General features: G+C 71.5%; 10 protein-coding genes. 5 read left to right on the forward strand and 5 right to left on the reverse strand.

Features of this window, described 5'->3' with window-relative positions:
* Together ACOJUF_RS02235 and ACOJUF_RS02240 are read right to left on the reverse strand one after the other, a co-directional pair.
* Positions 1 to 668, reverse strand: a 668-nt coding sequence (locus ACOJUF_RS02235) for a DUF222 domain-containing protein (RefSeq protein WP_420120236.1), incomplete at its 3' end; no start/stop codon positions are given.
* A 424-nt stretch (positions 669 to 1,092) separates the two neighbouring features.
* Positions 1,093 to 4,455, reverse strand: coding sequence for a S8 family serine peptidase (locus ACOJUF_RS02240; protein WP_420120237.1), 3,363 nt, complete (start codon positions 4,453 to 4,455; stop codon positions 1,093 to 1,095).
* Positions 4,456 to 4,622: 167 nt separating this feature from the next.
* Between ACOJUF_RS02240 and ACOJUF_RS02245 the strand changes: the two genes are divergently transcribed.
* Together ACOJUF_RS02245 and ACOJUF_RS02250 are read left to right on the forward strand one after the other, a co-directional pair.
* A complete protein-coding gene (locus tag ACOJUF_RS02245; RefSeq protein ID WP_420120238.1) occupies positions 4,623 to 4,889 on the forward strand; it encodes a hypothetical protein in 267 nt (88 codons plus the stop codon).
* A gap of 27 nt (positions 4,890 to 4,916) precedes the next feature.
* A complete protein-coding gene (locus ACOJUF_RS02250) occupies positions 4,917 to 5,447 on the forward strand; it encodes a hypothetical protein (RefSeq protein ID WP_420120239.1) in 531 nt (176 codons plus the stop codon).
* 75 nt (positions 5,448 to 5,522) lie between these two features.
* Here the strand turns inward: ACOJUF_RS02250 and ACOJUF_RS02255 are convergent, their stop codons facing one another.
* Positions 5,523 to 7,142: a DHA2 family efflux MFS transporter permease subunit gene (locus ACOJUF_RS02255; RefSeq protein WP_420120240.1), complete on the reverse strand. Its 1,620-nt coding sequence runs from the start codon at positions 7,140 to 7,142 to the stop codon at positions 5,523 to 5,525.
* Positions 7,139 to 7,663, reverse strand: coding sequence for a MarR family winged helix-turn-helix transcriptional regulator (locus ACOJUF_RS02260; RefSeq protein WP_420120241.1), 525 nt, complete (start codon positions 7,661 to 7,663; stop codon positions 7,139 to 7,141). Before ACOJUF_RS02260 ends, ACOJUF_RS02255 begins: the two co-directional genes overlap by 4 nt.
* 225 nt (positions 7,664 to 7,888) lie before the next feature.
* On the opposite strand from ACOJUF_RS02260, the gene ACOJUF_RS02265 reads away from it, so the two are divergent.
* From ACOJUF_RS02265 to ACOJUF_RS02275, 3 genes are all read left to right on the forward strand, one after another.
* The gene (locus ACOJUF_RS02265; RefSeq protein WP_420120245.1) at positions 7,889 to 9,172 is read left to right on the forward strand and encodes an acyl-CoA dehydrogenase family protein; all 1,284 of its coding nucleotides are present in this window, start codon (positions 7,889 to 7,891) and stop codon (positions 9,170 to 9,172) included.
* 52 nt (positions 9,173 to 9,224) lie between these two features.
* On the forward strand, positions 9,225 to 10,841 hold the full coding sequence (locus ACOJUF_RS02270) for an AMP-binding protein (protein WP_420120242.1): 1,617 nt from the start codon (positions 9,225 to 9,227) through the stop codon (positions 10,839 to 10,841).
* Positions 10,842 to 11,142: 301 nt separating this feature from the next.
* Complete coding sequence (locus ACOJUF_RS02275; RefSeq protein ID WP_420120243.1) at positions 11,143 to 11,817, forward strand: acetate uptake transporter; 675 nt, start codon at positions 11,143 to 11,145, stop codon at positions 11,815 to 11,817.
* A 12-nt stretch (positions 11,818 to 11,829) separates the two neighbouring features.
* Here the strand turns inward: ACOJUF_RS02275 and ACOJUF_RS02280 are convergent, their stop codons facing one another.
* Positions 11,830 to 12,456: a hypothetical protein gene (locus tag ACOJUF_RS02280; RefSeq protein WP_420120244.1), complete on the reverse strand. Its 627-nt coding sequence runs from the start codon at positions 12,454 to 12,456 to the stop codon at positions 11,830 to 11,832.
* Positions 12,457 to 12,970: the final 514 nt, after the last annotated feature.

Consider the following 12,970-nt stretch of genomic DNA (forward strand, 5'->3'; position numbering starts at 1 on the left):
CCCCGACCGGCCCCGGCCATCGCCGCCCGATACAACTCCCCGTACACCGCCACACCGTCCTTGACCGGCAGCAACGCCGTCACATACGTCATGCAGTCCGGCGCCGGCCGGATCGTCACCCGACGATCCCCGGCCGCCTTCGCCGCCCGCTGCGCCGCCCCGCCCGGGTCCAACCGCTGCGCCCACGCCCGCACCTCCCGCTGGGTCTGCGCGTCGCCCCACCCGGCCAACCCGCCGGCGATCGCCGCGTCGACCTGCACCCGCTGCTCCACCGGCAGATGCGCCGTCTCCCGCACGATCACCGTGGCCCGCCACTCCGTGGTCTCGCCCCGCGCGAGCACCCCCAACACCCCCGGCATCTCCCGCACCAACGCCCGCGCCAACCCCACATGCCGGTTCCCCCGCGCCGCCGAATCCCGCCGCGCCAACGCCACCTGCCCGCACACCGACCGGCTCACCTCGACCGGCGACACCCCCACCGCCCCGAGCACCGCCCGCTGCGACACAGCGAACGCGTCCGTCACCCGCGCCTGCCGCGCCGCCACCGCCCCCTTCACCCGCTCCAACACCGCCAGCTCATCAACCCGCGCCGCATCCCCCGCCCCGTCAACCGGCGCCGACAGCAACGCCGCGAGGAACGCGGCCGCAGCATCGGCAATCGTCGACATACGTTCGATTCTAGTGGGAGAAGGTCGTCCAGACAACAGTGGAACTGCAGCTAAGAGCCACTATTTCGAACACGGACACGATGCCGCTGTCCCCGCGCCGCCGGCCACTCCGGCCGCTCATCCGGGTGAATCGACCATGCCCGCAGAAGTCGGCCAAAACGAACACCGTGTGTTCTCGACCGGGTGGTGAAGCGGCCTCGGACGGGTGGGATCCCACTCCAATGGTCGCGCTTCGAACTTACGGCGGGTTAGCGTTGCGGTCGAGTCGTTCGAGTGAGCATCACCCGGGTGACCGGCTTCGATTGACGGAACGAAGCCATCCGGAACGGCACGACGCCGGGCCGCACCACCTCCGGAGGGGAGAGGTGGTTCGACCCGGCGCCTGCGCCGAGCACCGGCGCCCGTGCCCGGGCGCCGATCCGGTCTACCGCGTCACGGTGATCGTCGTGGACGCGATGGCCGTCGCCCGGATCGCCGGGGACCGCATGATGGTCGCCACGGTGTTCTTGCCCGCGAACAGCGACCGGAAGGTCACCGAGTACGAGGCCGTGCTGAACACCGGCGGCGAGGTGGTGATGGCGTACTCGGAGTTCGACGCCACCGAGGGGAGGGTCACCCCACTGGATCCGGTGCGGTTCTCGGCACCGATCACCAGCGGCTGCCCGTTGGCGCCGCCGATCGACCCGTAGGACATCCAGGTGCCCTCGGTGCTGCCCAGCTGGATCCAGATCTGGAAGGTGTTCTCCAGCGCCGATCCGTACGCCCTGACTTTGGAGTAGTCGACGATCAGCCACGAGGTGGTGCCGTCGGTCAGCGTGCCGACCCGGATCTCGCCGCCGCCGGACGCCGGGTCCAGGCTCAGGTCGGTCCAGTAGGGCGCGATGACGTTGTTCGGCGGCGCCGTGCTCGGCAGCGCGGGATCACAGCAGTTGTTATCGGAACTGGTCCCGCCGCCGACCACGATGTACCCGTTGGTGTCGACCCCGACCTTGTCGTACGACTCACCGCCCCACAGGAAGCCCGGGACGTCGAAGTTGACGATGTTCTCGTCGCCCAGACCGGAGACCGGGGCGATGCCGAAGGCGCTGAGCGGCAGGTACCCGCCACCCGGACTCGCCCCCGGGGTGATGGTCTTCACCTCGGGCGCGACCGCCGCGGCCAGCGTGCCGGACCAGCTGGCGCCGAACCAGTTCCGCTTGGCCGGCGCGGTGGCCGACTGCGCCCACATCGTGCCCAGGGTCTGCATCGACACCGGCGCCTCGACGGGCAACGTGTTGGTCGCGGTGACCGCACAGGTGGTCGTCGCGAACACCTTGATCGTCGTCGGCGTGCAGCTCTGGGCGAGGCTGATCGGCGCCTGCCCGATCGTCGCCGCGACCGGCAGCACCACCGGGGTCGCCCCGCCCGTCGACGGCTTGAGCGTGATCTGGCCGGTCAGCGTGTCGCCGTCGGTGGCCTTCAGCCCGTCGAGTACCACCGTGATGGTGGCCGACCCGCCGGCGGGAACGCGGAACCGGTTGGGGCTGATGGTGATCCCCAGACCGGCATCCGCGGTGGCGCTGGCGGTGAAGGTCTGCGCCTTGCCGGAGACGTTGGTCAGGGTGCGGGTCACCTGGATGGCGCCGGGCAGCGGGTCGACCTTGATGCTCGGCAGGTTCAGGTCCACCCGGTGCAGCGGATCGGTGACCGAGGCGGTGTAGGCCGCGCCGGTGACGTCGAAGGTCACCGTGGGCTTGACCGCCCGGTCCACCCGCAGCGAGCCGGCGCCGCGATCCCAGATGCCGGCCGGGCTGCCGTCGGCGTTGACCACATCCTGGACGGACGCGGTCATCTGGGCCGACTTGATCTGGCCCGGGGTCCAGTCCGGGTGGGCCGCCTTGATCAGCGCGGACGCGCCGGCGGTGTGCGGGGACGACATCGAGGTGCCGGCGATCGCCTGGTAGAGCTGTCCGGGCGGACCCGCCGGGATCTCGTTCGGCGTCGGGGTGTTGCCGGCCAGCACCTGGACGCCGGGCGCGGTGATGTCGGGCTTGATGAACTCGCCGACCGGGCCGCGCGAGCTGAAGCCGGCCATCACGTCGCCCTGGCTGGACTGCACCTGGCCGGCCGGCCAGCTGGCGGTCACGTCGCCGTGGGCGGCGAGGAAGGCCAGCAGCTCGTCGTTCGGACCCTCGAGGTGGATCGCCGGCAGGAAGTGGTTGTCCGTCTCGGTGTCGGAGGGGGTCGGGTTGTACAGGATCATCCCGATCGCGCCGCCCTGCAGGGCGTTGTAGCCCTTCTGTACGCGACCGATGCCACCCCGCTCGCACACGACGATCTTCCCGGTGACCGACCCGGCGGCGAAGGCCGTCGAGCACTGCTTGCCCCCGGCGTACCCGGGCACGTCGGCACCCTTGACCACCGGTCCGCTGATGCCGGCGGTGATCGTCGAACCGGCCTTGGTGTAGGTCGCGCCGTCGGCCGCGGTCAGGGTGAGCGTGGACGAGAACGAGCGGTTGGCGGTGGACGCGGCCACCGTCAGCACCCACGGACCGGAATGCTCGGCGGTCGCCTGCTCCGGCCCGTCGTTGCCGGCCGACGCGCTGACCAGGATGCCCGCCTTGTAGGCGTCCAGGAACGCCAGCTCGACCGGATCGGAGTAGGCGCTGGCGCCGCCGCCGATTGAGAAGTTGATGACGTCGACGCGGTCGATGATCGCCCGCTGCACCGCCTGCACCGAGTCCGAGCCGTAGCAACCGAGCTCGAGGCAGACGCGGTAGGAGATGACCGACGCACCCGGGGCGATGCCGCTGATCGGACCGCGGTCGACCCCGAACACCGGCGCGCTGTCGACGTGGTCACCGGCGGCCGTGGTCGCGGTGTGCGTGCCGTGGCCGTCCGAGTCGCGGGCCGAGCAGCGGTCGGCGCTCGGGCAGTAGCTGCCCTCCGGCGTCCCGCCGTTCTGCTGCATGTACGTCTGGACGAAGGTGTACGCGCCGATCAGCTTGTTGTTGCAGGTGAAGGCCGGGCCCAGGGCCGGGTCGCTGCCGTCGCCGAAGTCGCAGTCGCGGGCGCTGCCGTCCAGCGTCGGCTTCGGGGCGGGCAGGCCCTTGTCGGCCAGCATGGGGTGCTCGGGCCAGATGCCGGTGTCCAGCACACCGACGATCACCCCGGAGCCGGCCCGGTCCCGGCCGCCGAGCGACGGCCAGACCTTGTCGGCGCCGATGAAGGCGGCGGTGTCGGACGGGAGCGAGGAGTAGCCGGTGGCGGACGCGGGGACGGTCGCGGACGCCGCGGCGGACGTGTCCGACCGGTCCGGTTGGACCAGCCGGTCCTGCTGCACCGCCGCGACCCCGGGAACCGCCAGCAACGCCTTGGCCTTGTCCGCCGGCACGGTGACCGCCAGGCCGCCGTAGACCAGGGAGAACGACTGGCCGACGGTGGCCTCCGGGACGGCCGCGGTGATCGCGGCAGCCGCCTGGTCGGTGACTCCCTTGGCGTAGTCCAGGTAGCCCGCGACGGCCGGATCGGCGACGTCCAGCGGCTTTCCGGTGGTGCTCGGGCTGGTCGCGGCCAGCCCGTCCACGCCGCCGGTGTAGGCCGCGGCGGCGTCGTAGTCCAGCTTCACCATGACCGTGGTCGACGCACCGTCGGTCCGCGCCAGGAGTTCGGGATCACTCTGCGCGAGACGGCCGGTGACCGATTTCGCGACGGTGATCGGCTCCCCGGATGGCGCCACCGCGGTGGCGGTGAACCGGCCCGGATCAGGGGCGGCCCAGGCGTTGGGGACGCCGATCGAGACGGACAACAGGACTGCGGAACCCACGGCAAGCCAACGGCGTGCGTGACCCATGCGTACCCCCGGTCAAGGGTTGCCCGGAGGTCCGATCCCACCCGGGCGAAGATGAATGCACGTTAACCTCACATGAGATTCACCGCTACCTCTTGCGTCCGATTAAGAACGGAGTGTGCGGATTGACCGCCTCGATCGTGGGTGACCTGGCCGCGGACGTGGTCGGCGGGGCCCGGCTGCACATCCGCCCGGACGGCGCCCGGCCGGCAAGTCTGCGGCTGCCCGACGGCTGGGAGTGCGTCTCTGCGGAGATTCACGATCCCGACGGGAGGATCGTCGCGCGCATCGGCGACCGGGTCGAGGTGACCGGCGCCTGGATCGAGGGCCTGGTGGCGTTGCGCGGGCCGAGCCGGGTGCTGCGCGTGCACACCATGCGGGTGATGGGCTGACCGAACCCCGGGCCAGATAATCCGTCGATGATCGACGCCTCGACCGCGGACCTCCCGGTGGCCTACGACCTGGAACCCTGGACCGACCTGATGGTCGCCACCGTGGGGGCGATGGCCGCGCTCGCCGGGCTGTTCTTCGTCGCGTTGTCGATCAACGTCGACCTGATCATCCATCAGCAGCGGCTGCCCGGACGCGCGGCCGCCACGGTGGTGATGCTGCTGACCCTGCTCCTGGCCGGCATCGCCTGCCTCGTCCCGGGCCAGCCGGGCTGGGCGATCGGCCTGGAGATCGCCGTCCTGGGGATCTGCGTGACCGCCTTCAGCGCGCGGGCCCTCAAGCCGCAGACCATCGACGACGCGCCCGCCCTCAACCGCTTCATCTACCGGGTCGAGCCGCTGCTGATCATGCTGCTGCCGTGCGTGGTGCTGGTGGTCGCCGGCATCAGCCTGATGGTGGAAGCCGGCGGCGGGCTGTACTGGCTGGCCGCGGCGTTCGTCACCGGCATCTTCGCCTGCATGACCAACGCCTGGGTGCTGCTGGTGGAGATCAAGCGCTGAGCCCTGGGCGGGCCTCCGCCCGACGGGAACGGGCCCGCCCCCGGGTCGGGGACGGGCCCGTGGCCGGGCTTTCGCTCAGTGCATGACCACCGGGGCGGCCGGCGCGTCGGCGACCTGCGGCGCCTTGCGGGGCAGCATGAACGCCGGGATCAGCGTGAAGGCCAGGATGATCAGCGCCACCCAGAAGGTGGTGCCGAACGCCTCGGCCGCCTGGGCCGGCACCTCGGTCTGCAGGGCCGCGAGCTGGTCCGGCGGGATCGTGGCGGCCAGCGAGGGGTCGGCCTGCAGCGCCGAGGCGGTCTGCACCGCCGGCTTGTTGATCAGCTGGTTGGTCAGGATGACCGACATGACGGCGGTGCCGATGGAGGCCGCCGACTGCTGCACGATGTTCATCAGCGTCGACCCCCGGGCCACCTCGGCGTGCCGCAGGGTGGCCAGCGCGGCCGTCATCACCGGCATCATCGTCATGCCCATGCCCAGGCCGTTGACGAACAGCGCCCCGAGCAGCACCGGGATCGGCGTCGTCGAGCTGATCTGGGTGAAGACCGACATGCCGATCAGGATCAGGATCAGACCGGTGATGACGAAGCGGCCCGGACCCATCTTGTCGGTCAGCCGGCCGGCGATCGGCATCGTCAGCATGGCGCCGATACCCTGCGGCGCGAGCAGCAGCCCAGCGGTCAGCGTGCTCTCCCCCCGCACCTGGATGAAGTAGGTCGGGAACAGCAGCATCGCGCCGAAGAACGCGATCGCGAACAGCGACATCGTGATGACCGAGACGGACAGCTGCTTGCGCTTGAACAGGTGCAGGTCGATCAGCGGATGGTCCTGCCGGCGCAGCGCGTGGAACACGAAGCCGGCCATCAGCAGCAGGCCGACCACGACCGGGATCAGCACCTTGGCCGACGCGATCGTGCCTTCCTCCGGAATCGTCGAGACGCCGTACAGGAACAGGGCCAGGCCCGGCGACAGCAACAACATGCCGACGAAGTCGAAGGTCTCCGAGGGCGACGGCTCGTCCCGCGGCAGCACCCGCCAGGCGGCGAAGAGCGCGACCGCGCCGATCGGCACGTTGATGAAGAAGATCCAGTGCCAGCTGGCGGTCTCGATCAGCCAGCCGCCCAGGATCGGGCCGAAGATCGGGCCGAGCAGCATCGGCACGCCCAGGACGGCCATCACCCGGCCGATCCGGTGCGGGCCGGCGGCGTGGGTCATGATCGTCATGCCCAGCGGCATGAGCATGCCGCCGCCCAGGCCCTGCAGCACGCGGAAGCTGATCAGCGACCCGATGCTCCAGGCCAGACCGCAGGCGATCGAGCCGGCCACGAACAACGTCAGGGCCAGCATGTAGAGGCGCTTGGTGCCGAACCGGTCGGCCGCCCAGCCGGTGAGCGGGATGACGGTGGCCAGCGCCAGGGTGTAGCCGGTCATCGTCCAGGCCACGGTGGCGTAGCTGGCGTTGAACGTCTCCTGGAAGGTCGGCAGGGCGACGCTGACGACCGTGACGTCCAGGATCGACATGATCGCGCCGAGCACGACGACGCCGGCGATCCGCCAGACGGTCGCGTCGAGCTTGTCGTCGGCCACCGCCGGGGCGGCGTGCGCGCCGGACGTGGCCGGTGGGGTGAGGTCGGGAACCGGACCGGGTGGCCCGCCGGGGGCGGTGCCCGGCTCGGGGGCGGCGTGCTTGCTCATACAGGGATCTCCTGTCGGTGGTGGTACAGCTGGGGCGATGGTGGGCTTGCCGTCGAGATTTCTGCAGGGCCCGGCTCGGGGCAACCGAGTTTCGCCATGACCGGGCGCAGGGCCTCGATCAGATGACGGGCGTCCCGCTCGGCGACGTCGGCGAGCAGTTCCAAGGCGTACCGGCGCTGGCCGTCCTTGAACGTGGCGATGAGCGTGCGACCGCGACCGCTCAGGGAGATCCGCTTGACCCGCCGGTCCGCGTCGTCCTCGACGCGGTCGACCAGCCCGAGGCGGACGAGCTGATCGACGTTCCGGCCGGCCGCGGCGACGGACAGCTCCAGCCGCGTGGCGATCTCATGGATCGGACCCGGCTCGGGCTGCTGGCTCAGCACCAGCAACGTCCGCATCTGCGAGAACGTCAGATCGGCGGCGATCAGCGCCTCGATGCCGGCGGTCTGGATGCCGCAGTGCAGCCGTCCGATGAACGACTCCAGGACGGTCAGCAGGTCCTCGGCGGTGGTCGCACTCACGCGCAGGAAGGTATCACGGGCGCAACTATTGCACGAGTGCGTCGAAAGCGTCCGCGGGGTCACGGTCGTCCGACCGCGGGGCGGCAGCGAATTCATCGGCCGGGCCGGTGGCGTCGCTCACATGGCACTGGATGCCATTGCGCTGACACTCGGTATCAATCAGGATGAATGCATCGCGCGGCCGCCCCTTCACTCGACGACGAGGACAGACTGATGACCGATGTGATGACCTCCCCCCCGACGCCCCCGACGTCAGCTCCGGCGACAGTTCCGACGACAGTTCCGACTGCTCCGGCGGCCGGCGCCGCGCCCGTGACCGCATCCGGCCCGACCGGCCGGGAGTTGGCGACGGCCCTGGACACCGACTACTACGCCGTCTTCGCCGACGTGCCCGAGGCCGACCGGCAGTTCTGGACGCGGGCCCGGACGTTCGCCGACGAGACGCTCGACGAGGTCAACGAGGCGTGGGACGCGGGTGAGTACCCGGTGCACCTGGCCCGCCGGCTGGGCCGGCTCGACCTGCTGACCGACGGCGTGGCCGGACCGGGCCTGACCCCGATGTCCCCGCTGGCCGCCGGGCTGGTGAACATGGAGATCTCCCGCGGTGACGGCTCGATGGGCACCGTCATCGCCGTCCAGGGCGGGTTGGCGCTGCGGTCGATCGCGCTGTTCGGCAGCGACGAGCAGAAGGCCACGTGGCTGGTGCCGCTGGCCCGGGGCGAGAAGCTGGGCGCCTTCGCCCTGACCGAGCCGGCGCACGGCTCGGACTCGGTCGCCCTGGAGACCACCGCCGTCCGCGATGGCGAGCACTGGGTACTCAACGGCGAGAAGAAGTGGATCGGCAACGGGTCGGTCGGCGACGTGACCGTGGTCTGGGCCCGCACCGAACAGGGGGTGGTCCGCGGCTTCCTGGTCGAGCAGTCCACGCCCGGCTACCGCGGCGAGACCATCCGGGGGAAGGCCTCGCTGCGGGCGATCCACCAGGCGCACATCACGCTCAGCGACGTCCGGATCCCCCTCGACGCGGTGCTGCCCGGCACGACCGGGTTCAAGTCCGCCGGCACCGTGCTGCTGGCCACCCGGCTGGGCGTCGCCTGGGCCGCCCTCGGGCACGCCACCGCGGTGTTCGAGGCGGCGCTGACCTATGCCCGGGGCCGGGTCCAGTTCGGCCGGCCGCTCGCCTCGTTCCAGCTGGTCCAGGAACGGTTGACCCGGATGCTGGCCACGCTGACCACGATGCAGCTCACCTGCCGGCACCTGGCCGCCCTCGACCAGGCCGGCACACTGACCCCGACCCAGGCCGCACTGGCCAAGTACACCAACACCCGGGGCGCCCGCGAGCTCGCCGCCATCGCCCGCGATCTGCTCGGCGGCAACGGAATCCTGCTGGAGAACCACGTCATCCGGCACCTGGCCGACATCGAGTCGCTGCACACCTACGAGGGCACCGAGAGCATCCAGGCGCTGCTCATCGGGCGGGACCTCACCGGCATCAGCGCATTCCACTGAACCATTCGTGAACCACCCGCCTCATCCCAGCCGCGACAAAGGAGTCACCGCGATGATCAGCACGGCCAACGATTCCCCGCTCACCCCCTTGCGTTTCCTGCAGCGCGCGGCCGAGGTCTACCCGGCCAAGCAGGCCGTCGTCTACGGCGACCGGCGCTCCACCTACGCCGAGTTCGCCGACACCGCGCAGCGTTTCGCCCGCGCCCTGCGCGCCCGCATCGAGCCCGGTGACCGGGTCGTCGTGCTCGCCCCGAACGTGCCGGAGATGCTCATCGCGCACTTCGCCGTGCCGCTGGCCGGGGGCGTGCTGGTGGCCCTGAACTCCCGGCTGGCCAAGGCCGAGATCGACTACATCCTGAACCATTCCGAGGCGACGCTGCTGTTCGTGGACGCCGAACTGGTCGCCACCGTCGGCAACTCGTTCGCGGCCTCCCCGCACCTGCGCGGGGTGATCGAGATCGCCGACCCGGAGTTCGGTCTGGCGTCCAGCGGAATGGATGTCGGTCAGGAGTCGTTCGAGTCGTTCCTGGCCGCCGGCGCGGACGGCGACCCGCTGCCGTGGACGGTGGCCGACGAGCGCACGGTCATCAGCATCAACTACACCTCCGGGACCACCGGAAAGCCCAAGGGCGTCATGTACACCCATCGCGGGGCCTACCTGAACTCGTTCGGCGAGATCTTCCACAACCAGTTCACCGGCGACTCGGTCTACCTGTGGACGCTGCCCATGTTCCACTGCAACGGCTGGTGCACGCCCTGGGCGGTGACCGGCGCGGGGGCCACCCACGTCGCCCTGCGGGCGGTCCGGGCCGACGCGATCTGGTCCGCGGTGGACGACCTCGGGGTGACCCACCTGTGCGGCGCGCCCACGGTCTGCAGCACGATCGCCGACGCCCCACGGGCCCACCGCCTCGACCGCCCGCTGCACATCACCACGGCCGGCGCGCCGCCGTCGCCGACGATCATCGAGAAGCTCGACGGGCTCGGCGTCACCGTCGTGCACGTGTACGGCCTGACCGAGGTGTACGGGCCGTTCACCATCTGCGAGTACCAGTCCGCGTGGGACGAGCTGGCCCCGGCCGACCGGGCCCGCATGCTGTCCCGGCAGGGGGTCGGGATGCTGCAGGCCGAGTCCGCCCGGGTGGTCGACGACGACATGGCCGACGTGACCCCCGACGGCCGCACCGTCGGCGAGATCGTCCTGCGCGGCAACAACGTGATGGCCGGCTACTACCGGGACGAGGACGCCACCGCGCAGGCGTTCCGCGGCGGCTGGTTCCACAGCGGTGATCTGGGGGTGATGCATCCGGACGGCTACATCGAGCTCAAGGACCGGGCCAAGGACATCATCATTTCGGGCGGCGAGAACATCTCGACGATCGAGGTGGAGAACTCCGTCGTGTCCCACCCCGCCGTGGCCGAGGCCGCCGTGGTCGGGATGCCCAGCGCCAAATGGGGCGAACGGCCGCGCGCGTTCGTCGTCCTGCGGCCCGGCGCCGAGGCGACCGCCGCCGACATCCGCACGCACGTCGCCGGCCTGATCGCCAGGTACAAGGTGCCCGACGAGGTCCTGTTCGTCGACGCGCTGCCCCGCACCGCCACCGGCAAGATCCGCAAGAACGAGCTGCGGACCGCCGAGCCCGCCCCGCTGGCGGCCAGCGCCTGCTGAGCCGTCGCCGTCACCGGCGGCACCTCACCGGTGCCGCCGCCCGGACCCACTCCCGCCGGGGCCGACCCACCGCGCGGAGGAAGTCGGCGACTGCCGTCCCACCGGTCCCAGATGGCCGTTGTTGATCCGCGCCGGCGTTGTTGATCCGCGCGCCGGCCCCGTTCCGTGCTGTTCCGTGCCGTTCCGTGCTGTCCCTGCCTGTCCCGATCCGCGCTCTTCCGTGCTGTTCCTGCCTGTCCCGATCCGTGCTGTCCCTGTCCCGTGCTGTCCGTGCCGTCACCCTGAGCAGAGGAGCTCCCCCATGACCGCCACCGTCGACCGCGCCGAACCCGACCTCGTCCCCGACCTGTCCGACCCGACCGCCGGGCGGGTCGCCCAGGCCCGGGAAATGGCGTCGGCCCAGGTCCAGCTGATCGCCGATCCGGCGCCGCTGGGGCTGGCCGCGTTCGCGCTGACCACCTTCCTGCTCAGCCTGGCCAATTCCGGCCTGATGCCGGCGTCCGCCGAACCGGTCGTGTTCGGCGTCGCCCTGGCCTACGGCGGCGTCGCCCAGCTGCTGGCCGGAATGTGGGAATTCAAGAAGGGAAACGTGTTCGGGGCCACCGTCTTCTCCTCGTACGGCGGCTTCTGGCTGTCCTTCTGGGCCTACGTCACGTTCTACGCCCCCGGGGTGCCGGCCGAGCAGCACGGTGCGGCCGCCGGCTGGTTCCTCATCTGCTGGGGCATCTTCACCGTCCTGATGTTCGTCGGCGCCCTGCGGACGACCCTGGTGCTGGCGGCCCTGTTCGCGGTCGTCGTGGTGGCCTTCTTCCTGCTCGGCCTGGGCGCGTTGGAGGGCGTCACCGCCCTGACCCGGGCCGGTGGCTGGGTCGGCCTGGTCGCCGGCGCGATGGCCTGGTACCTGTGCCTGGCCGGGGTGCTCAGCTCCCTGTTCGGCCGCCCGGTGCTGCCCAACCGGTCGCTCGTCCGCGCCTGAGCGCGGCGGGGGCTACGCGGCCGGGCAGAGCGGCTCGGCCCAGAGCGCACCGACCACGACGACGGCCCGGGCGTAGGACTGCTCGTAGATGCCGCCGTCCCGGGACGGCGAGCTCTGCACCTGCTGGGCGACCTGCCAGGGCACCCCGGCCGACCAGCCGGGAATCCGTTCCAGATGGTCGTAGAACAGCCCCGACGCCGCCTGCGGCACGATGAGCTTGTCCGGCGCGCCCCAGCCGGTCGTCGGCCGCTGCTGGAACAGGCCGATCGAATCGAGGTTGTTGCCGACCTCGTCGTGCGGGTAGGCCAGGGACCGGCGGGCCACCTCCCGCTCCAGCGGGCTCAGCGGCCGGCCGATCTCGGCGGCGGACAGGTCGGACGTCCCGTCGTTGGCGAAGTTGATCAGTCCGGTCTCGGCCAGCGACGTCGCCACCGCGATCTCGGCGGCCGACCGGTCCAGCCCCCGTTCCCGGGCCACCGTGGTGATGGTCCGGGCGTTGCGGGTCTGCACCGGGCTCAGGTCGGCGACCGTGGCCGCCGCGGTCGCACAGTCGCTCCCGGCCGGATCGCCGGACCCGTCCTCGTCGGCCAGGGCGAGCCAGACCAGGGTGCCGACGGTGAGCACCAGGGCCACCGTCATCCGCAGGGGCATCCGGCGCGGCCCGGGACCGGCCGGTGGCCGTCCCCCGGCCGGCCGGACGGCGCCTGGTCGGGCCGGGGCGGCACCCCGGGGGGTGGTCGGGGATGCGGTGGGCGGGGCCGGGCGGCGGACGGGCCGGTCGTCGGTCCCGGTCGGCGGGTACCCCATCAGGCCGTTCGACCGGCGTCGACCGAATTCACCAGCACGAATTTCCCTCCATTGGGACCGTGGTGCAGACATGTGCAGCGACGGCCCCGCGGGCCGCCGCCGATGATATGCAGACCGGTACCAATTCGTTGCCCATTCGGGCGGACGCGTCGGTGATTTCCTCCATCGGGCGGAATGGTCGGAAATGGTCGTGGCGCTGCGTCACACCGCCGTCCGGGGCCGGAATGCGGTGGTGGACCCCCGGACGGTCGGGGGGCCCGGACGGGTCGGGGGGGGGGGGGGGGGGGGGGGGGGGGCGGGGGCGCCCGCCCCGGCCGGGGCCCCGCCCGCCGCGCCGGGCGCGGGG

The organism is Nakamurella sp., assembly GCF_048594475.1.
Lineage (GTDB): Bacteria > Actinomycetota > Actinomycetes > Mycobacteriales > Nakamurellaceae > Nakamurella.

Bases quoted from the DNA above. Each gene is read 5' to 3' on its own strand.
- ACOJUF_RS02265 (WP_420120245.1), top strand. From the start codon at position 7,889: ATGACCTCCCCCCCGACGCCCCCGACGTCAGCTCCGGCGACAGTTCCG.
- ACOJUF_RS02250 (WP_420120239.1), top strand. From the start codon at position 4,917: ATGATCGACGCCTCGACCGCGGACCTCCCGGTGGCCTACGACCTGGAA.
- ACOJUF_RS02255 (WP_420120240.1), bottom strand. From the start codon at position 7,142: ATGAGCAAGCACGCCGCCCCCGAGCCGGGCACCGCCCCCGGCGGGCCA.
- ACOJUF_RS02270 (WP_420120242.1), top strand. From the start codon at position 9,225: ATGATCAGCACGGCCAACGATTCCCCGCTCACCCCCTTGCGTTTCCTG.
- ACOJUF_RS02280 (WP_420120244.1), bottom strand. From the start codon at position 12,456: ATGACGGTGGCCCTGGTGCTCACCGTCGGCACCCTGGTCTGGCTCGCC.
- ACOJUF_RS02275 (WP_420120243.1), top strand. From the start codon at position 11,143: ATGACCGCCACCGTCGACCGCGCCGAACCCGACCTCGTCCCCGACCTG.